General features: G+C 70.3%; 14 protein-coding genes. 6 read left to right on the top strand and 8 right to left on the bottom strand.

The features are described from left to right. Positions 1 to 16 precede the first annotated feature (16 nt). Positions 17 to 547 carry an isochorismatase family protein gene (locus ACZ5NW_RS02825; protein ID WP_468741902.1) on the bottom strand — a complete coding sequence of 177 codons (531 nt, stop codon included), beginning with the start codon at positions 545 to 547 and terminating at the stop codon, positions 17 to 19. 19 nt (positions 548 to 566) lie between these two features. Further along, positions 567 to 1,004, bottom strand: coding sequence for a MarR family winged helix-turn-helix transcriptional regulator (locus tag ACZ5NW_RS02820; protein ID WP_468741901.1), 438 nt, complete (start codon positions 1,002 to 1,004; stop codon positions 567 to 569). Between the two features lie 149 nt (positions 1,005 to 1,153). Here ACZ5NW_RS02820 and ACZ5NW_RS02815 point away from each other — a divergent pair, with 149 nt between their 5' ends. Next, positions 1,154 to 2,071, top strand: coding sequence for a quinone oxidoreductase family protein (locus ACZ5NW_RS02815; protein ID WP_468741900.1), 918 nt, complete (start codon positions 1,154 to 1,156; stop codon positions 2,069 to 2,071). Positions 2,072 to 2,123: 52 nt separating this feature from the next. Here ACZ5NW_RS02815 and ACZ5NW_RS02810 read toward each other — a convergent pair whose 3' ends face one another. Next, a complete protein-coding gene (locus ACZ5NW_RS02810) occupies positions 2,124 to 3,182 on the bottom strand; it encodes a bile acid:sodium symporter family protein (RefSeq protein ID WP_468741899.1) in 1,059 nt (352 codons plus the stop codon). A gap of 173 nt (positions 3,183 to 3,355) precedes the next feature. On the opposite strand from ACZ5NW_RS02810, the gene ACZ5NW_RS02805 reads away from it, so the two are divergent. The 3 genes from ACZ5NW_RS02805 to ACZ5NW_RS02795 all read left to right on the top strand — a co-directional run bounded on the left by ACZ5NW_RS02805 (position 3,356) and on the right by ACZ5NW_RS02795 (position 7,460). Continuing rightward, positions 3,356 to 4,219, top strand: coding sequence for a LysR substrate-binding domain-containing protein (locus ACZ5NW_RS02805; protein WP_468741898.1), 864 nt, complete (start codon positions 3,356 to 3,358; stop codon positions 4,217 to 4,219). Positions 4,220 to 4,690: 471 nt separating this feature from the next. Beyond that, a complete protein-coding gene (locus ACZ5NW_RS02800) occupies positions 4,691 to 6,517 on the top strand; it encodes an AMP-dependent synthetase/ligase (RefSeq protein WP_468741897.1) in 1,827 nt (608 codons plus the stop codon). A 106-nt stretch (positions 6,518 to 6,623) separates the two neighbouring features. Continuing rightward, positions 6,624 to 7,460: an aldo/keto reductase gene (locus tag ACZ5NW_RS02795; RefSeq protein ID WP_468741896.1), complete on the top strand. Its 837-nt coding sequence runs from the start codon at positions 6,624 to 6,626 to the stop codon at positions 7,458 to 7,460. Between the two features lie 4 nt (positions 7,461 to 7,464). Here the strand turns inward: ACZ5NW_RS02795 and ACZ5NW_RS02790 are convergent, their stop codons facing one another. The 5 genes from ACZ5NW_RS02790 to ACZ5NW_RS02770 form a co-directional block, all read right to left on the bottom strand. Then, positions 7,465 to 10,026: a hypothetical protein gene (locus ACZ5NW_RS02790; RefSeq protein WP_468741895.1), complete on the bottom strand. Its 2,562-nt coding sequence runs from the start codon at positions 10,024 to 10,026 to the stop codon at positions 7,465 to 7,467. A 157-nt stretch (positions 10,027 to 10,183) separates the two neighbouring features. Further along, positions 10,184 to 10,885 carry an SDR family oxidoreductase gene (locus ACZ5NW_RS02785; protein ID WP_468741894.1) on the bottom strand — a complete coding sequence of 234 codons (702 nt, stop codon included), beginning with the start codon at positions 10,883 to 10,885 and terminating at the stop codon, positions 10,184 to 10,186. 80 nt (positions 10,886 to 10,965) lie between these two features. Beyond that, positions 10,966 to 11,904: a class I SAM-dependent methyltransferase gene (locus ACZ5NW_RS02780; protein ID WP_468741893.1), complete on the bottom strand. Its 939-nt coding sequence runs from the start codon at positions 11,902 to 11,904 to the stop codon at positions 10,966 to 10,968. Positions 11,905 to 12,062: 158 nt separating this feature from the next. Further along, the gene (locus tag ACZ5NW_RS02775) at positions 12,063 to 13,790 is read right to left on the bottom strand and encodes a glycoside hydrolase family 6 protein (RefSeq protein WP_468741892.1); all 1,728 of its coding nucleotides are present in this window, start codon (positions 13,788 to 13,790) and stop codon (positions 12,063 to 12,065) included. Between the two features lie 43 nt (positions 13,791 to 13,833). After that, entirely contained in the window at positions 13,834 to 15,300 is a 1,467-nt protein-coding gene (locus ACZ5NW_RS02770; RefSeq protein WP_468741891.1) for a cellulase family glycosylhydrolase, read from the bottom strand. A gap of 264 nt (positions 15,301 to 15,564) precedes the next feature. Between ACZ5NW_RS02770 and ACZ5NW_RS02765 the strand changes: the two genes are divergently transcribed. Next, complete coding sequence (locus tag ACZ5NW_RS02765; RefSeq protein ID WP_468741890.1) at positions 15,565 to 18,480, top strand: glycoside hydrolase family 48 protein; 2,916 nt, start codon at positions 15,565 to 15,567, stop codon at positions 18,478 to 18,480. A 121-nt stretch (positions 18,481 to 18,601) separates the two neighbouring features. Further along, positions 18,602 to 19,503, top strand: a 902-nt coding sequence (locus ACZ5NW_RS02760) for a WD40/YVTN/BNR-like repeat-containing protein (protein WP_468741889.1), incomplete at its 3' end; no start/stop codon positions are given.

The following is a 19,503-nucleotide window of genomic DNA, read 5'->3' as shown; positions in this document are numbered from 1 at the left end:
GCACGACCGCGGGACGTCAGGCGTCGCGGGGGAAGGTCACCTCGGCCGCCCGTACGACCGTGCCCAGGCGGGGGAAGTCCAGCGTCACCGACGCCTGGTGCTCGGCCTCGGTGAAGGCGGTCATCGCGTCCTCGACGAAGACCAGCCGGTAGCCGAGGTCGCCGGCGGCGCGGGCGGTGGACTCGACGCCGAGGTTGGTGGCGATGCCGCCGAACACCACGGTGTCGATGCCGCCTTGGCGCAGGCCCTCGTCGAGCGCGGTGCCCTGGAAGGCGCCGATGGTCCGCTTCACGATCTCCAGGTCGCCGTCCTGGAGCAGCCCTTGGACCAGGCCGCTGCCCGGCGGCTGTTCGGCGACGCCCGGCCGTTCGACCCGGACGAGGACGACGAGGGCGCCGGCCGCCCGGAAGGCGGTCGCCAACTCCTCGCAGACGGAGAGCACTTCGGTGCCCTTGTGCGGTTCCAGGGGCAGCGCGACGATCCGGTCCATCAGATCGACGAGGACGAGGGCGGTGCGCGCGGGATCCAGCGCGAGAGGTGCGGTCATGACGGAACGTTATCCGCCGTCAGCCGTCCGTACCGGAAATCCGGATCAACAGGCCCATGAACTGGTCCCGTTCGGCGTCGTCCAACGGGGCGAGGAGCTCGTCGTTGGCGGTCTTCGCGGCCTCCTCGCAGCGGCGGAGCATCCGGGCGCCGTCGTCGGTGAGGGACACCGCGTTCTTGCGGCGGTCCTTCGGGTCGGGTTCGCGGACGACGAGCCCGGCGGACTGGAGGTCGTTCAGCACGCCGACGAGGTCCTTGGGGTCGAGTCCGACGCTGCGGCCGAGGTCGGCCTGGGCGACGGGCGCGAGGTCGCTGACGGCGGACAGCACGACGTGGTGCCACATCCTCATGCCCTCGGCGGCGAGCGCCTCGGCGACCAGGGAGCGCCCACGGGCGGCGGCCCGGCCGAGCAGCCAGCTGGGCAGGGAGCGGATGGCGGGGAGGGGGGCGTCGGCCATGACCGCAGCCTAGCCGAGAAGCCGTTGGGGTTCCCCACGAAAAACATGGGGAGTTCCAACGGAAATCATTGGACTTCCCCACGAGTTCATGAGTACCGTTGGGGCACCCAATGAATCCATGGGTGATCCCAACGTTTTCTGGAGGTGCGATGCGTCGCGTCCGCTACGACGTCCCCGGCGGCCCCCTGTTCCTGGAGGAGACCCCGGTCCCCCGGCCCGGACCCGGGGAACTCCTCGTCCGCTGCGAGGCCGTCGGCGTCACCCTCCCCGTGGTGCGCAAGGTCACCGAGGCCGCGGAGCCGATCCCGCTCGGAGGGGAGATCGCCGGGGAGGTCGTGGCCGTGGGCGACGAGGTCACCCGTTTCCGCGCCGGAGACCGGGTGACCGGCCTGTGCTTCGGCCACGGCTACGCCGACTTCGCGCTCCTGCACGAGGCCATGGCCTCCCCCGTGCCGGACGGCGCCGGCGCCGTTGACGCGGTCGCGCTGGTCCGCAGCGGGCTGGTCGCCCTGGGCGCTCTGACCGCGGCACGGCCGGAGCCCGGCGAGTCCGCGCTGATCACGGCCGCCGCCGGCGGGGTCGGGCACCTCGCCGTACAACTGGCGCGGGCGCGGGGCGCCGGACGGGTGGTGGCCGCGGTCTCCGACCCGGCCAAGGCCGGCTTCGTCCGCTCCCTGGGCGCCGACGAGGTGGTCCGGTACACCGACCCGGGATGGGGGGATCCGGTCGACTACGTACTGGACGCGGTCGGCGGCGAACTGCTGACGTCCGCCCTCGGCGCCCTCTCCCCCGGCGGGCGACTCGTGGCGTACAGCTCGGGTGGCGGGACGATCGCGGCGTACGACCTGCTCGTCGGCGCCAAGTCCGTGATCGGCTTCCAGATGGCCCTGATCGCACGGGGAAAGCCCGAGGTGTACGAGCGGTGGCGGCAGGAGCTGTGGCGGATGTTCGAGGCGCGTGAGCTGAGACCGGCCGTGCACGGGGAATTCGCCCTGGAGGACGCGGCGAAGGCCCACGAGGCGATCGAGTCGCGGTCGAATCTGGGGAAGGTCGTTCTCGTGCCGTAGCCGCAGGGGCTCAGGAGGCGCCGTGGGCGCGGGGAACGCATACCGCCGACCGTCAGCGCGCCCCCGAATCCACCGCCTTCCGTGACCCCCCGGCCCCCTCCCCCGCCTCGGCGTCGGTCTCCGCTCCCCCTTCCTCCCCCGACTGCGGATCCCGCGAGCGTCGCTTGGCGATGACCGCGCACACCATCAGCTGCATCTGGTGGAACAGCATCAGCGGCAGCACCGCTAGTGAGGCATGCGCGCCGAACAGGACGCTCGCCATGGGCAGCCCGGAGGCGAGGGACTTCTTCGAGCCCGCGAACTGGATGGCGATCCGGTCCTCCCTACCGAAGCGCAGCGCCTTCGCCCCGTACCAGGTCAGGGCCAGCATCACGGTCAGCAGCACCGCCTCAACGGCGAGCAGTCCACCGAGCCGCAGCGGGCTGACCTGGTGCCAGATGCCCCGCACCATGCCCTCGCTGAACGCGGTGTAGACGACGAGGAGGATCGAGCCCCGGTCGACGTAGCCGAGGACCTTCTTGTGCCGTGCGACGTAGCCGCCGATCCAGGGCCGCAGCACCTGCCCCGCCAGGAACGGCACCAGCAGTTGCAGCACGATCTTGATCATCGAGTCCGCGGAGAAGCCGCCGCCGCTGTTGCCGAGCAGCGCGGCCGCCAGCAGCGGGGTGAGGACGATGCCGACGATGGAGGAGAAGGAGCCGGCGCAGATCGCCGCCGGGACGTTCCCTCGGGCGATCGACGTGAAGGCGATCGACGACTGGATGGTCGACGGGACGAGGGTCAGGAAGAGCAGACCGTCGTAGAGCGGCCGGGTCAGGAGCACCGGCACGAGGCCGCGCGCGGCCAGGCCCAGCAGCGGGAAGACGACGAAGGTGCAGGCCAGGACGGTGATGTGCAGCCGCCAGTGCCTGAGCCCGTCCAGCGCCTCACGGGTGGACAGACGGGCGCCGTACAGGAAGAACAGGAAGGCGATCGCGGCGGTGGAGGCGGCGGAGGCCACCTCGGCGCCCGCGCCGCGGGCCGGCAGGAGAGCGGCGATGCCCACCGTCCCGAGCAACAGCACGATGTACGGGTCGATCGGCAGCCGGCTCGGCCAGTGCAGGCGTTTCACGGTTCTCCACGCGCTCGTCACGTTCACAGTCGTCCGGGTTCGTCCCCGGCTTGCGGGTGCCGGAGATCCCCTTCCCCTCCCTCCCCATCCTGCCCCTCGAACCTGCGATCGGGAATCCGTCATACCGCTCTGACTGTCATCACGCTCCTCGATGACAGCGTTAGGATCACGGCATGTACGACCCCTCCCAGCTGCGTACTTTCCTGGCCGTGGCGCAGACGCTGAGCTTCACGCAGGCAGCGCGGCGGCTCGGGTTGCGCCAGTCGACGGTCAGCCAGCATGTGCGGCGGCTGGAGGACGCGGCCGGGCGCACGCTGTTCACGCGGGACACGCATTCCGTGGAGCTGACCGAGGACGGCGAGGCGATGCTCGGCTTCGCGCGCCGGATCCTGGAGGTGCACGAGCAGGCCACGGCCTTCTTCACCGGCGCCCGGCCGCGCGGCCGGCTCCGTTTCGGGGCGTCCGAGGACTTCGTGCTGACCCGGCTGCCGGAGATCCTGGAGGGCTTCCGCTACGAGCACCCCGAGGTCGATCTCGAACTGACGGTCGAGCTGTCCGGCACCCTGCACGAGCTGCTGGCCGCCGGAAAGCTCGATCTGGTGCTGGCCAAGCGGCGCCCCGGGGACCCGCCCGGCGAACTCGTCCGGCACGACGAGCTGGTGTGGATCGGCGCGGAGCGCCTGCGGCTCGACGGCGACCGCCCGGTGCCGCTCATCGTCTATCCGCCTCCCGGCATCACCCGCGCGCTGGCGCTGGAGGCGCTGGAAAGGCAGGGGCGCGCGTGGCGGATCGTGTGCACCAGCGGCAGCCTCAACGGGCTGATCGCGGCGGCCCGGGCCGGCCTCGGCGTGATGGCCCACTCGCGCGGCCTGATCCCGCCGGGCCTGGTCCGCGTCCCCGACCGGGCCGGTCTGCCGGAGCTGGGCCGGGTCGACTTCGTCCTGGTCCACGGCCGCCGCCGGACGGCCGCCCAGGGCGCGGCGGACGCCCTCGCCGCGGCGATCCTGGCGAGCGGCGACCGACTGCGCCGGCACTGACCATCGGTGACGAGCCGGGTCAAGTGAACGGACGTCGATGGCAGCGCGCCCTATAGGGGCGCGGGGCTCTGTTCGATATGCGGCTACCGCCGCGCGAGCGCGACCGGCCACACACGGCCCGCAGCCGACAGATACTCCCTGCCCCCACGGCGCATAGTTCGAGGAGCAGGGCGGTGGTGTGACGGATTCGGGCGGCCGTACGCAGGGAGGAGTGAGGAGCCGAGGCCGCGCGGCCGGGTCGGCGAAAACCCCGCCGGGGCGCGTGAGTGGAGCGGGCAGATTCGGTGGAGATTACGGCACCGAAACTTACTGAACCGTCGGTTTTCTGTCCGACCCTTCCGCATGTGAGCCCATATTCCTCCCGTGACCAGGGTGCCCGAGAGCACTCCTCACGTTCGCCACCCCTCCCGCCCCGTCGCCGGGTGGGGTAGCTTTCACGGCGCTGAGCGGCCAGGGAGCTGGGAGCGGGGTTTGCGCGAGTTCACCGATCCTCCGTTGGCGTTGGCGCCGCCGGTCGGCGGTCTGGCCGACGTCGTGTTCGAGTACGCCCAGCAGGACCCGCTGTACGTCGCGCTGGGCCGCAAGGACGAGACGGACCGCTGGCGCGATGTGACGGCCGCCGAGTTCCGCGACGAGGTGCTGGCGCTGGCCAAGGGGCTGCTGGCGCAGGGCGTGCGATTCGGGGACCGGGTCGCGATCATGGCCCGCACCCGTTACGAGTGGACCCTGTTCGACTTCGCGCTGTGGACCATCGGCGCCCAGGTGGTGCCGATCTATCCGACGTCGTCGGCGGAGCAGTGTTTCTGGATGCTCCACGACGCGGAGGTCACCGCCGCCATCGTGGAGCACGAGGACCACGCGATGACCATCGCCACGGTCATCGACCGTCTGCCGCGGCTGCGCCGGCTGTGGCAGCTGGACGCGGGCGCCGTGCAGGAGCTGTACGACGCGGGCGCCCACCTGGAGGACGAGGTGGTGCACCGGCACCGCGAGGCGGTCACCCCCGACTCGGTCGCCACCATCATCTACACCTCCGGTACGACCGGCCGCCCCAAGGGCTGCGTCCTGACGCACGGCAACTTCATGTACGAGGCGGACACGGTGATCCAGCGCTGGGAGCCGGTGTTCCACTCCAAGAAGGGCGACGAGGCGGCGACCCTGCTGTTCCTGCCGCTCGCCCATGTCTTCGGACGGATGGTGGAGGTCGCCGCGATCCGCGGCAAGGTCCGCTTCGGACACCAGCCGCAGCTCAACGCGGCGGCCCTGCTGCCCGACCTCGCCGCGTTCAAACCGACGTTCTTCCTCGCCGTGCCGTACATCTTCGAGAAGGTCTTCAACGCGGCCCGCCGCAAGGCCGAAAAGGAGGGCAGGTCCGGCCCCTTCGAGAAGGCCGTCGAGGTGGCGGTGAACTACGCGGACGCCGTGGAGGCGAAGGCGTGGGGCCTCGGGCCCGGCCCGTCGGCGGGGCTGCGGATGCAGCACCAGTTCTTCGACAAGCTCGTCTACTCCAAGGTGCGCGCCGCGATGGGCGGCCGGGTGCGGCACGCCATGTCGGGCGGCTCGGCCATGGACCGCCGGCTCGGCCTGTTCTTCGCGGGCGCGGGCGTGCAGATCTACGAGGGCTACGGGCTGACCGAGTCGACGGCGGCCGCGACCGCCAACCCGCCCGGCCGCACCCGCTACGGCACGGTCGGCCGGCCCATCCCGGGTCTGACCGTGCACATCGCGGACGACGGGGAGATCTGGCTGCGCGGCGACAACGTCTTCCAGGGGTATCTCAACAATCCGAAGGCGACCGACGAGGCGCTCCACGACGGCTGGCTCGCCACCGGCGACCTCGGCTCGCTCGACGAGGACGGTTACCTCACCATCACCGGCCGCAAGAAGGAGATCCTGGTGACCTCCGGCGGCAAGAGCGTCTCCCCCGGTCTGCTGGAGGAACGGGTGCGCGACCATCCGCTGGTCAACCAGTGCATCGTCGTCGGGAACGACCGGCCGTTCGTCGCCGCCCTGGTCACCCTCGACCAGGAGGCGGTGGAGCACTGGCTGCAGATGCGCGGAAAGCCGCAGCTGGCCCCGGTCGACCTGGTGCGCGACGCGGACCTGGAGACCGAGGTGCGCCGGGCCGTGGTCGCCGCGAACACGCTGGTCTCGCAGGCGGAGTCGATCCGCACGTTCCGTATCCTCGCCCAGCCGTTCACCGAGGAGCACGGACTGCTCACCCCGTCGCTGAAACTGAAGCGCAAAGCCATCGAGAACGCTTACGCGAACGAGGTCGACGCCCTGTACCGCACCTGAGGCCGCACGGGATGTGCGCGGAAGTGCGGGGAGAGGAATGCGTACGGTCGTGTGATCGTTGACGATGGGAGCACAACCTGACGGACAACCGAAGGATCAAAGGCTCGTGAGCAGCAAGGTCCCCCCGATCATCCTCAACAACGGCGTCGAGATGCCCCAGCTGGGTTTCGGCGTCTGGCAGGTGCCGGACGACGAGGCCGAGCGGGCGGTCGCCACCGCTCTGGAGGCCGGGTACCGCAGCATCGACACAGCGGCGATCTACGGCAACGAAGAGGGCACCGGCAAGGCCATCGCCGCCTCCGGTGTGCCCCGCGAGGACGTCTTCGTCACGACCAAGCTGTGGAACAGCGACCAGGGCTACGAGGCGACGCTGCGCGCCTTCGACGTGTCCCTGGCGAAGCTGGGTCTGGACTACGTCGACCTGTACCTCATCCACTGGCCGCTGCCCTCGCGCGACCGGTACGTCGACACGTACAAGGCGTTTGAGAAGCTGCACGCCGACGGGCGTGTCCGGGCCATCGGTGTCTCCAACTTCCTCCCGGAGCATCTGGAGCGGCTGATCGCCGAGACCTCGGTGATCCCCGCGGTCAACCAGATCGAACTGCATCCGCATCTGCAGCAGCACGCCTCGCGCGCGTTCCACGCCGAGCAGGGCATCGCCACCGAGGCCTGGTCGCCGCTCGGCCAGGGCAAGGGGCTGCTGGAGGTCCCGGCGGTCGTGGCCATCGCGCAGAAGCACGACCGCACGCCCGCCCAGGTCGTCCTGCGCTGGCACCTCCAGATCGGCAACATCGTGATCCCGAAGTCCGTGACGCCGTCGCGGATCAGGGAGAACATCGACGTGTTCGACTTCTCGCTGGACACCGAGGACCTCGCGGCGATCAGCGCGCTCAACGAGGACCGGCGCATCGGCCCGGATCCGGCGACGTTCGAGGTCGGCTGAGCCGCTAGGCGTGCGGATGGGCGTGGTCGCCGGGGGTCTCCCCGGGGGCCACGCCCGCCGGTGTGCCCTGCTCCGGTGTGCCCTGCTCGGGCTGCTCCGGCATGGATGCGGCCGTTTCCGTCGTCTCCTCCACCCACCCCGCGACGGCCTGGTCGAACGCCGGATCGGCGAAGTAGTCGGAGTGGCCCTTCGGCGGCTGGAAACGGGTGTCGCCGGGCTGTTTCGCGAAGAACAGCGGATCGACGAGCTGGTTGTCCAGGGAGGCGAGGGCGTCTCCCGGGCGCAGCGGCTCCGCGGGGCGGGCGACCCAGCCGCCGATCGGGTCGCTCGCCCGGTACAGGTTGCGCCAGCGCGTTCCGTCGTCGTCGATGGTCATCGTGGCGTGGGTGTCCCCCAGCCGCCCCTCGTTGGCGAGCACCTGCGCGAGCCGGTCCACCGTACGGGCCCCGAAGTAGGCGGGGAAGAACCGCGCGTACAACCGGGTCAACGGGCAGCCGTACGTCAGGAACGCCGTGCGCACGCTCGCCTCCGTACGGGCCTGCAGCAGCACCGCCGCGCCGATCACGGAGCCCTGCGAGTGGCAGGACAGCAGGACATGGCCCCGCGCCCCGTTCCCGGAAGCGGGCGCGGTGAGGTACTCCAGCCGGGTCAGCAGATCGGGCACGGTGCGCTCCGCGTAGCAGGGCGGGGCGAAGGGGTGGGTGGCGCGCGGCCAGAAGGTGCCGACGTCCCAGAGGATGCCGACGGAACGGCGGAACGCCTCGCTGCGGTACGCCTGGCGGCCGGCCCACAGCAGCGCGGCGATCAGGCCGGTCAGGACGATGTTCGCGGTGGTGGTCAGCCAGGTTCCGCCGTGGGTCACGAGCGCAGGCCCGATGGTCCAGTCCAGCACGATGCCGGCGATCGCGATCGCGGTCGCCGCCGGCAGCAGCCAGGCCAGCGTGGTCTGGGCGGACTGCGCCAGCCCCTGGGCGAGGGCCCAGGAACCCGCGATCGACCGGCGTCGGTCCGCGACGGTGGGGGTGTCCCCGGCGGCGTCCGGGTAGGCGCCGCTGACCCGCGTCTCGTAGGTCGGGCGTTTGCTCCGGATCTCGGTCGACCAGGCGAGGACGCCCACGACCAGCGCCACGGCGACGAGCGCGAGCGCGCAGACGGCGGCCCAGAAGTAGGCGGTCGGCACGACCATCGGCCGCTCGCCGACCGACACGTAGTCCTGGTGGTGCGGCACGGCCGGGGCGCCCAGGATCTCGGCGACGCGCAGGGTGACCCCGGCCGCGAGGGCGGTCGCGAGGAGGCTGGCGAGCACCGTCACGTAGACCATGCCCATGCCGCCCCAGACCGGTCCGGGGAAGTCCCGGTCGATGAACGCCACTTGACGGCCTTCCGCGCGTGCTTCCGGATCGTGCCCGCGGCCCCGGAGGAGATGAGAGAGCGTCAGGAACACCAGGAGCGCGGCCTGGACGAGGATCAGCGCCCGCACGGTGTTCACCTGCCACGGCAACTCGTCCGATGTGGCGCCGGTGTTGCCGTTCGCCGCGCCCCGGCTCGCCACCGCCATCGCTCCGGCGACGAGCAGCAGCGTGCCCCAGGGCAGAAAGCGGTACCCGTCGCGTTCGCGCGGCACGGCCTCCTGGTGCGACGTGGGCCGCTTGCGTCGGCCGGCCCAGGGAATCCATACGACGACGGCCGTGAGGACGCCGAGCAGCGCGAGCAGCAGCAGATTGCGCAGGAGGGCGTCGGGCAGGGGGTGCCAGGTGTCGCCGTCCCCGATCGTGGTGAGGTCGCCGTCGGGCAGCAGCGGTGCGAGCAGGAGGACGCCCACGAGGGCCAGGGCGGCGGTGACGTGCAGGGCGCGCAGCTGGCGCACCGGTCCGCGTCCGTTCCACAACTCCCGGTCCTCCAGGAGGAGTCGGACGTCGTCGTCGTCGGTCTGCGGCATCTGCTGGGCCTCCATGGTGGCCCAGGTCCGGCGGGCCAGCCACCACAGCAGACCGATCAGCGCGAGGGGCAGCAGGGCCGCGACGACGAGGTGACGCCCCGGGGAGTCCAGCCAGTCGTAGCCGAGCCAGTCGAGCCAGAACGTCCCGCCTCCGCAGGTGGGTTGTCCGCCCTTGCCGCACTGCCAGCCGACCAGGTCCATGGAGACACCGGTCGCGGCCAGCACATACGTGCCGGTCAGGGAGAGCGCGATCAGGCGCTGAACGGCGTAGCGCTCCGGGACGACGTAGACCCGGCTGTTCTTCGTGCCGGGATCCTTGATGCGGTGGCCCGGGTCCATGTAGTGCGCGAGATTGACGAACATGAAGGGCAGCAGGAGCAGCCACAGCGCACGGGAGTTGTCACCGGAGGTGAGCTTTCCCCAGGAGTAGCCCTCGCGCCGGAAACCGTCGCCGTCCCGCACGCCGACGGGTGTCTCCCACACCCGGCGATAGAACCCGGCCTGGCCGTCACCGGCCTCCAACTGCACTGCGGGATGGCCGAGTTCGGACTCGGGTGGGGTGCCCGACACGCCATGGACGCGCAACTCGGTCCACCCGGCCCTGCTGTGGTTGACGTAACGGTCCATGACCGCCCCCCGATCCCCCGGACACTTTCGGGTCCAGGATGACGGGTGTGAGCCGGATTGCACCCTCATCGTACGACAGAAATGTGACGTGGGTCACTTGGAGCCCGGTGAGGGGTCCCGAGAGGTCCCCCACCGGGCCGCACAGGGGGTGCGCGGGTCAGTTCGGCTGGCCGATGGGGCGTACGACGACGGTGTTGATGTCGACGCCCTCGGGCTGCCGGACGGCCCAGACGACCGAGTCGGCGATCTGATCGGCGGTCAGGAGGTGGCCGGGCGGGAGGCTTCCGTAGCTGTCCCAGAAGGGCGTCTCGACGCGTCCGGGCGCGATCAGGGTGACGCCGACGCCGAACTCCGTCACCTCGCGCCGGGTGTTCTCGGCGAGGCCGGTCACCGCCCACTTGGTCGCCCCGTAGAGGTTGCCCGGCGTGTTCACGAAGCCGGCGACGCTGCCGACGAGGACGATCCGTCCCCGGGTCTCCTTGAGCGCCTCGACGGAGGCCCGGATGAGGAACGCGGGGCCGAGGACGTTGGTCAGCACCATCTCCGTCCAGCCGGCGGGGTCGCCGGCGGCCACGGAGTCATGGGTGGCGCTGCCGGCGTTGGCGACGACGGTGTCCAGTCGGCCGAACTCCTTGAGTGTACGGTCGACCGCCGACTGTATGTGGTCGTAGTCGGACGCGCTGCCGACGACGGTCAGCAGCTCCTCCGGCTCCCCGAGCTCCGCGGCGAACGCCCGCAGCCGCTCCTCGCCGCGCCCGGTGACCGTGACCCGATACCCGGCGCCCAGCAGCTGCCGTGCCACGGCGGCGCCGATGCCGCTGCCGCCGCCGGTGATCAGTGCGACCGGAGAGTTGTTCATGATGGCGTACCCCCATTGAGTTGCTCGGACGAGGGGAGTCCATCACTTGGAGCGCTCTCCAGGTCAAGCTGCACCCTGCACTACACCGGCTTCACCGCCGTGTGGACCGTATGCGCCGCCAGGACGAACACATCCGGTCGACGGTGGGCACCTGCCTCGTCCTCGGGATCCAGCAGCCGGTCGAGCGCCGCGCGGTCCTCCGTGTCCAGCTCCTCGCCGGCGGCGTCCCGCAGCCGAGCCAGGGAGGTGGCCGCGTACGCGCGCGCCCGTTCCGAGGCGGGCGCGGGCAGGTCCAGCAGGAAGCTGCGGGTGCGGGTGTGCTTCAGGCCCGCCGCCGTCAGCAGCGCCGGCCAGTCCTCGGTCTCGGCGACGGTGTCCGGCAGGTCGGCCCGCATCCGGGCGAACCACTCCGTCTCCAGCGCCTCCAGGCGCGACTCGATGCCCGGGCGGCCGAAGCCGAGGTCGCGCGGCAGGAAGCGGGTCGGCAGTCCGCCCTCCATGATCGCCAGAGTGCCGCCGGGCGCGAGTCTCGCCGCGAAGGCGGCCAGGGCGGCGCGCTGGTCGCCCAGGTGGTGCAGGCTGCGGCCGGCCCACATCAGGTCCGCCGGGTAGTGCAGCTCGTCCAGGGAGCCGGGGAGTTCGCCGAGGAGGGTGCCGAACCGGTCGCCGTAGCCGAAGCGCTCCGCCCGCTCCCGGGCACGTTCCAGGAGCGGTGCGGAGCCGTCCGCGGCGACGACCCGGGCGCCGGGGAAGGTCTCGGCGAACAGGCCGGAGACCACGCCCGGGCCGCTGCCCACGTCGACGATCAGCCCGGGCTCGGTGACCTCCTTGCCCAGCCAGGCCAGGGCCCGCTCGTAGAGCGGGGTGAACAGTTCGGCCTGGGACTCCAGGTGCACGGCCATCTCGGCCCAGTCGATGTCGGTGCCGTGGCCGTAACCGTGGCGGTGTCCCTGCCCGGACCCGTGCTGGTCGCCGCCCCGCTCTTGATGCCGATGTGACTCGTCGTGCTGGTGCGCCATGGTGGTCAGCCTCTCGTCGGTATGTCGCCAGCGTGCGCCGACCCACCGGGCGGAGGCCACTGCTGTTGCCGGTATGGCAAACACGATGTGCTGTATGCGGTCCGCCGGAGCCGGCGCGGAGCGTCCGGCCGGCACCGGCGGACCACGGTCTCAGCGGATCAGGGCAGCGGCGGGTACGCGTTCTGCATCAGCTGCTGGAACTGCGCCGAGAACCAGTGGCCGGACAGCGGCGCGTTCGCCAGGGCACCGGACATGTGGTTGTTGTTGCGCGGGTTGCCCGTGTAGGTCGGGTCGCACATCCGGTCGAAGCCCTTGCCCTCGTCGTTCGGGACCGCCGAGCTGGCACCGTCGGACTCGCCCGGGGGCTTCATCCACACGTACGCGTCGATCCCGGCCGCCGGGCTGGCCTGCGGACGCTCGCCGAGGCCGGCGCCGGCCTGGTTGCACCAGTTGCCGGTGTTGAGGCGCCGGTCGATACGGCCGCCGTCGACGTAGGTGTCCACGTCGGTCTTGGCGCCGGGACCGGTCGGCCGGGCGCTGCCGCCCCAGCCGTTGCGGGAGGTGTCGATGAGCATGCCGACGCCCGAGGGGAAGCCCTGGCTCACGGCCTCCTGGCGGAAGGCCTGGGCGTAGGAGAGCTCGTCGACGTACCGGTTCCAGTCGACCCACTTCGACTCGCGCACGGACTTGCCGTTCACCGAGTCGTTGATGGTGTAGTACGGCTCCTTCAGCGCGCTGTAGTTGGCGGTGTTCGTGATGAAGCCGTGGACGTCGTTCAGTGTGGCGCCCTCGGCGGTCGCCGCCTGCTTGATCGTCTGGACCGTCGCCGAGAAGTTGTCGTCCCAGCCGAGCCAGCCGTGGTGCCCGGCGTCCACGTAGTTGTAGACGTTGGGGACGTCACCGAGCTTGTTGAGCGCGTAGCCGACGCCCTTGATGTAGTTGCCGTTCGCCTTCATCGTGTCGCAGTTGGGGGTGGCGGTGTTGCGCGGCGAGACGTTGGTGACGAGGTTCGGCAGGGAGTCGAGCTCGACCGTGGTGACGATCCGCAGCGAGGCGTACTTGGGGTCGGCGAGGATCGCGGCGATCGGGTCGATGTACTGCGTCTTGTACTTGTCGATGTCCGTCGGCCCGAACTCACCGTTGGAGGCGAGCGCCGCGCAGTCGCGGCCCGGCAGGTCGTAGATCACCAGCTGGACGGCGAGCTCGCCGCTGCCCTTCTGCTTCAGGGCCTCGTCGAGGTGCGCCCGCAGGCCCATCTTCCCGCCGGCGCCGGCGATCGCGGCGACCCGGTCCAGCCAGACGCCGGTCGGCTGGTTGGCGACGCGGCTGCCGCCCGGCTCGGCGGCGGCGTTGGCGGACCACTCCGGGTTCACGTACACCTTGGCGCCGGCGTAGGGGTTGTCGACCTTGGTGGACGGGGTGCCCGGGCCGGTGGGTGTGCCGGGGTCCGTGGGCGTGCCGCCGCCGTTGTCGACGTTGCAGGTCACACCGTCGAGGGTGAAGGTCGCCGGAATCGAGTTGGTGCCGCTGTAGGAGGCGTTGAACCCGAAGCTGACCGAACCGCCGGTCGCCAGCGTGCCGTTGTAGCTCTCGTTGGCGGCGGTGACGGCCGTGCCGCTCTGGGTGATCTTCGAGTTCCAGAAGTTGGTCACCTTCTGGTTGCCTCCGTACGACCACTTCACCGACCAACTCGACTTGGCGGCCGAGTTGTTGGTCACGGTCACGGCGGCGGTGAAGCCGGTGTCCCACTGGGTCTGCACCTTGTAGTCCACGGTGCAGGGGACGGCGGTGATGCCGGGGTCCCCGGGGACGACGGCGAGCGCCGTCCCGGAGGCGCCGGCGACCAGCGCCAGGGCCGCGAGGATCGCTGTTCTGCTACGGCTCATGAGTGCGAGATTCCTTGTCCTTCTTGGGGTGTGTGGTGCGGATTCATCCGTTCAGGGCGCGCAGACGGTCACGCAGCCCCATGCCGTACGCGGTGGGCGTCCCGTCGTAGTTCGAGATCAGCGACGGGCCCGAGGAGCAGTCCCAGGTGTTCCAGGTCCAGCCCAGGTACGACAGGTTCCGGTCGTCGAACCACTTCATGACCTGGTCGACGAAACTGTGCGAGCAGGTGTTCTCGCCGATCTCGCCGGCGACCAGGGGGACCTGGGCGGCCACGGGGGCGAGGGTGGAGTTCCAGCAGCTCTCGTTCGCACAGGAGTTGAAGTTGTAGACGTGGTACGCGGCGGCGAGATTGCCCGCCGGGTCGGTGGGTCGGTACGTCAGCCACTGGCTGAGGTCGTTGGAGTACGCGAGCCCTCCGACGAGGATCGGGTTGGTGGCGCCGGTGGACCGTATGGCGTCGACGAGATCCTGCATACCGGCGACCTCGTACCCGATGCCGGAGCAGGTGCCGCCGTCCCGCCAGCACTGCCAGGCCTGGGTGGTCGTGGCGGTGGCGCGGTCCGGGTAGGGCTCGTTGAACAGGTCGAACACGACCGCGCGATCACTCTTGAAGGTGTTCGCGACGGACGACCAGAAGCCGGGTGCGTACTGCATGTCGGGCATCGGTTTCTGGCAGCTCGCGTGCACATCGGAGCAGCCGGCCGAGTTGCCGGTGTACTGGCCGTAGGACCAGTGCATCTCCAGCAGCGGGGTCATGCCGTGCGCCTCGATGCGGGTGACCAGGCCCTTGACGGCGTTCACATAGTTCGCGCCGCCGTACTCGGGTTTGATGTTGGAAAGCCCCAGCCAGCATTCCTCGTTGAGCGGGACGCGGACCGTGTTCGCCTTCCAGTCGGCGATCGCCTTGAGTGCGGCGTCGTCGACGGGGCCGTCCCAGATCCCGTAGCCCTGCACGCACATGTACTCGCCGCCGGAGCGGTTGACGCCGAGCAGACGCCGGGTCTTTCCGTCGGCGTCCACGAGTTTGTTGCCCGAGACGTGCAGCACCGGCGGCCCGCCACCGGGGCCCGGCGGGTCGGTCGGGGTCGGTTCGGTGTCGGTGTTGCAGGTGGTGCCGTTGAGCTTGAACGCGGTCGGTGCTGTGTTGCCCCCCGCCATCGAGGCGAGGAAGCCGGCGCTGACGCTCGCTCCGGTGCCGAGCGCGCCGTTCCAGCTCTCGTTGGAGGCGGTGACGGTGGTGCCGGACTGGGACCACTTGGCGTTCCAGCCCTGGGTGACCTTCTGGCCGTTGGCGAAGTCGAAGGTCAGGGTCCAACTGTTCACGGCCGCCGCGTTGTTGGTGATCTTCACGGCGCCCTGGAAGCCGGTGCCCCACTGGCCGGTGACCGAGTACTCCACCGTGCAGACGGGTGTGGCTCCCTCAGCCGGGACGACCGGCAGCAGCGCGCCCGTGACGAGGGCCGCCGCCCCGGCCACGGCTAAAAGTACTGAACGCGGGGGGTGTCGCATGAGCGACTCCTTGCAGCTCAGCGCGCCGTGACGGACGCGTCGACTGATGGAATCGCTCCCACTGGTGTCCCTGAAGCTAGCGCCAAGTGCCGGTAAAGAACAGGGGAGTCGCTGACTTTCCCCCAACAACCGCACGTCGAATCTTTTCGACTCTTCAAGCACCTTGACCGCTCGGAGCCCCGTCCCCACTATGGGAGCGCTCCCACTGGTTCAAGGCTTGTTGCTCCTCCCCCCTTCTCCCGAGCCGCAAGGAGGAACCAGCACATGCATCCCCCACGCAGACGCCGCACGGCGCGGCGCCTGTGGACCGCCGCCGTGGCGGCCCTCGCGCTCCCCTTGGCAACGTTGAGCACGCTCACAACTCCCGCCCACGCGGCGGCACTTCAGTGCAGCGTCGACTACAAGACGAACGACTGGGGCTCCGGCTTCACCGCGGACCTCACGATCACCAACCGAGGCACCGACGCCATCAACGGCTGGACGCTGACGTACGGCTACAGCGGCAACCAGAAGCTGTCGAACGGGTGGAACGGCACCTGGTCGCAGTCCGGCAGCTCCATCACGGTGCAGAACGCCTCGTGGAACGGGGCGATCGCGGCGAACGCCTCGGTGACGACCGGCGCGCAGTTCACCTACAGCGGCACCAACACCGCGCCCACGAACTTCGCGATCAACGGCACCACCTGCGCCGGCGCCCACCAGCCCCCGGTGACGGTGCTGACCAGCCCCACCGCGGGCGCGGTCTACACCCAGGGCAACGCCGTCCCGCTGGCGGCGACGGCCGCGGCCGCGGACAACGCGACCATCAGCAAGGTGGAGTTCTACGACGACACCACGCTGCTGGGCACGGACACCAGCGCGCCGTACACGCTCTCCGCCTCCGGCTTGACCGTGGGCAGTCATTCGCTGGTGGCGAAGGCGTACGACAGCCTCGGCGCGTCGGCCGCCTCCACCCCGGTCGGCATCACCGTCGCCGCGGGACCGGCGATCGTCGCGTCGACGAACCAACTCGCCGTCCAGCAGGGCAAGTCGGGCACGTACGACGTGAAGCTCTCGACGCAGCCGTCGTCGAACGTGACCGTCACCACCGCGCGCACCGGCGGCAACACGGGGCTGACGGTGACCGGCGGCGCCTCGCTCACCTTCACCCCGTCGAACTGGAACACGGCACAGAAGGTGACCGTCACCGCCGACGCCTCCGGCACCGGGGCGGCGACCTTCGACTCGACGGCCACCGGCCTCGCCAAGGCTACGGTGACGGTGACCGAGATCGCCGCCACCAAGACCTACGACGCCCGTTTCCTGGACCTGTACGGCAAGATCACCAACCCGGCGAACGGCTACTTCTCCCCCGAGGGCATCCCGTACCACTCGGTGGAGACGCTGATCGTCGAGGCGCCGGACCAGGGCCACGAGACCACGTCGGAGGCGTACAGCTACCTGCTCTGGCTGCAGGCGATGTACGGCAAGGTCACCGGCGACTGGAGCAAGTTCAACGGCGCGTGGGCCATCATGGAGAAGTACATGATCCCCACCCACGCCGACCAGCCGACGAACTCCTTCTACGGCGCCTCCAAGCCGGCGACGTACGCGCCCGAGCTGGACACGCCGAACGAGTATCCGGCGAGGCTGGACACCGGGGTGTCGGTCGGATCGGATCCGATCGCCGGTGAGCTGAAGTCCGCGTACGGCACGGACGACATCTACGGCATGCACTGGCTGCAGGACGTCGACAACGTCTACGGCTACGGCAACGAGCCCGGCAAGTGCGAGGCAGGGCCGACCGCGACCGGACCGTCGTACATCAACACCTTCCAGCGCGGCGCGCAGGAGTCGGTGTGGGAGACCGTGCCGCAGCCGACCTGCGACCAGTTCAAGTACGGCGGCAGGAACGGTTACCTGGACCTGTTCACCGGTGACTCCTCCTACTCCAAGCAGTGGAAGTTCACCGACGCGCCGGACGCCGACGCACGGGCGGTGCAGGCCGCGTACTGGGCCGATGTCTGGGCCAAGCAGCAGGGCAAGGGCAGCGATGTCTCGGCGACCGTCGGCAAGGCCGCCAAGATGGGCGACTACCTGCGGTACGCGATGTACGACAAGTACTTCAAGAAGATCGGCAACTGCGTCGGCCCGACCGCCTGCCCGGCCGGCACCGGCAAGGACGCCTCGCACTACCTGCTGTCCTGGTACTACGCCTGGGGCGGCGCCACCGACACCAGCGCGGGCTGGGCCTGGCGCATCGGCTCCAGCCATGTCCACGGCGGCTACCAGAACCCGCTCGCCGCGTACGCGCTGAGCTCCTACGCCGACCTGAAGCCCAAGTCGTCGACGGGCGCGACGGACTGGAGCACCTCGCTCACCCGGCAGCTGGAGTTCTACCGCTGGCTGCAGTCGAACGAGGGTGCCATCGCGGGCGGTGCCACCAACAGCTGGGCGGGACGGTACGCCACTCCCCCGGCCGGCACCTCCACCTTCTACGGCATGTACTACGACCAGCAGCCCGTCTACCACGACCCGCCGTCCAACCAGTGGTTCGGCTTCCAGGCGTGGTCGATGGAGCGGGTCGCCGAGTACTACCAGCAGACGGGGAACGCCAAGGCGAAGGCGATCCTCGACAAGTGGGTGGACTGGGCGCTGTCCAAGACCACGATCAACCCGGACGGCACCTTCCAGATCCCCGCCACGCTCCAGTGGTCGGGCCAGCCCGACACCTGGAACGCGTCGAGTCCCGGCGCCAACGCGGGACTGCACGTGACCGTCGCCGACTACACCAATGACGTCGGTGTGGCGGGCGCGTTCGCCAAGACGCTCTCGTACTACGCCGCCAAGTCCGGTGACACGAGGGCGAAGACGACGGCGAAGGCGCTCCTGGACGGCATGTGGTCCAACTACCAGGACGCGCTCGGCATCGCGGTCCCGGAGACCCGCGCCGACTACAACCGCTTCAAGGACAGCGTGTACGTCCCGAGCGGTTTCAGCGGCACCATGCCGAACGGCGACTCGATCAACTCCTCCTCGACCTTCGCCTCGCTCCGGTCCTTCTACAAGAGCGACCCGGCCTGGTCGAAGATCGAGAGCTACCTCGCGGGCGGTGCCGCGCCCGTGTTCACGTACCACCGGTTCTGGGCCCAGGCGGACATCGCCCTCGCCATGGGCTCGTACGCGGAGCTCCTTGAGTAAGCCCCGCTCTCGCTCCGCGTAGCGCGCCGGGCGGTCCCCCTCCGCTGTGGGGACCGCCCGGTGTCGCGCCCTTCGTACAACCTCCTCTCCCACATGGCTGAACCGAGGAAGGACCCCCACCGTGCGAAGAACCCGCATCCTCACGGCCGTTCTGGCGCTGGCCGCCGGCCTGCTCGCGGGCACCCCGCCCGCGCTCGCGGCGGCGGACGCGCCCGCGACGCCCCTGGCCGCCGAGTCGTACACCTGGAAGAACGCCCGGATCGACGGGGGCGGCTTCGTCCCCGGCATCGTCTTCAACCGCAAGGAGCAGAACCTCGTCTACGCCCGCACCGACATCGGCGGGGCGTACCGATGGCAGGAGTCGAGCAAGACCTGGACGCCGCTGCTGGACTCGGTCGGCTGGACGGAGTGGGGGCACACCGGCGTGGTGAGCCTGGCCTCCGACTCGGTGGATCCGAACAAGGTGTACGCGGCGGTCGGCACGTACACCAACAGCTGGGACCCGATGAACGGGGCCGTGCTGCGGTCCGCGGACCGGGGGGCGAGCTGGCAGAAGGCGGATCTGCCGTTCAAGCTGGGCGGCAACATGCCGGGCCGGGGCATGGGCGAGCGGCTCGCGGTCGACCCGAACAGGAACAGCGTGCTGTATCTGGGCGCGCCCAGCGGCAAGGGACTGTGGCGGTCGACGGACTCGGGCGCGACCTGGTCGCAGGTGACGAACTTCCCGAACGTCGGCAATTATGTGCAGGATCCCAGCGACACCAGCGGGTACGCGAGCGACAACCAGGGCATCGTCTGGGTCACCTTCGACGAGTCGACGGGGACGTCCGGCAGCACCACCAGGACGATCTACGTCGGGGTCGCGGACAAGGACAACGCGGTGTACCGGTCGACGGACGCGGGCGCGACCTGGACCCGGGGGGGGGGGGGGGGGGGGGGGGGGTGGGTGGGGGGGGGGGGGGGGGGGGGGGGGGGAGGGGGGTTGGGCGGCGCATCCAATGCAAAAAGAGAGGCGCGCGAAAG

The organism is Streptomyces sp. NPDC032126 (assembly GCF_055580085.1).
This window is presented reverse-complemented; position numbering and strand designations above follow the sequence as displayed.

What these genes read in the sequence shown, in the direction of transcription:
- ACZ5NW_RS02780 (WP_468741893.1), bottom strand. Translation starts at nt 11,904, where the DNA reads ATGGCGCACCAGCACGACGAGTCACATCGGCATCAAGAGCGGGGCGGC.
- ACZ5NW_RS02785 (WP_468741894.1), bottom strand. Translation starts at nt 10,885, where the DNA reads ATGAACAACTCTCCGGTCGCACTGATCACCGGCGGCGGCAGCGGCATC.
- ACZ5NW_RS02815 (WP_468741900.1), top strand. Translation starts at nt 1,154, where the DNA reads ATGCGTCGCGTCCGCTACGACGTCCCCGGCGGCCCCCTGTTCCTGGAG.
- ACZ5NW_RS02770 (WP_468741891.1), bottom strand. Translation starts at nt 15,300, where the DNA reads ATGCGACACCCCCCGCGTTCAGTACTTTTAGCCGTGGCCGGGGCGGCG.
- ACZ5NW_RS02825 (WP_468741902.1), bottom strand. Translation starts at nt 547, where the DNA reads ATGACCGCACCTCTCGCGCTGGATCCCGCGCGCACCGCCCTCGTCCTC.
- ACZ5NW_RS02765 (WP_468741890.1), top strand. Translation starts at nt 15,565, where the DNA reads ATGCATCCCCCACGCAGACGCCGCACGGCGCGGCGCCTGTGGACCGCC.
- ACZ5NW_RS02790 (WP_468741895.1), bottom strand. Translation starts at nt 10,026, where the DNA reads ATGGACCGTTACGTCAACCACAGCAGGGCCGGGTGGACCGAGTTGCGC.
- ACZ5NW_RS02775 (WP_468741892.1), bottom strand. Translation starts at nt 13,790, where the DNA reads ATGAGCCGTAGCAGAACAGCGATCCTCGCGGCCCTGGCGCTGGTCGCC.
- ACZ5NW_RS02805 (WP_468741898.1), top strand. Translation starts at nt 3,356, where the DNA reads ATGTACGACCCCTCCCAGCTGCGTACTTTCCTGGCCGTGGCGCAGACG.
- ACZ5NW_RS02820 (WP_468741901.1), bottom strand. Translation starts at nt 1,004, where the DNA reads ATGGCCGACGCCCCCCTCCCCGCCATCCGCTCCCTGCCCAGCTGGCTG.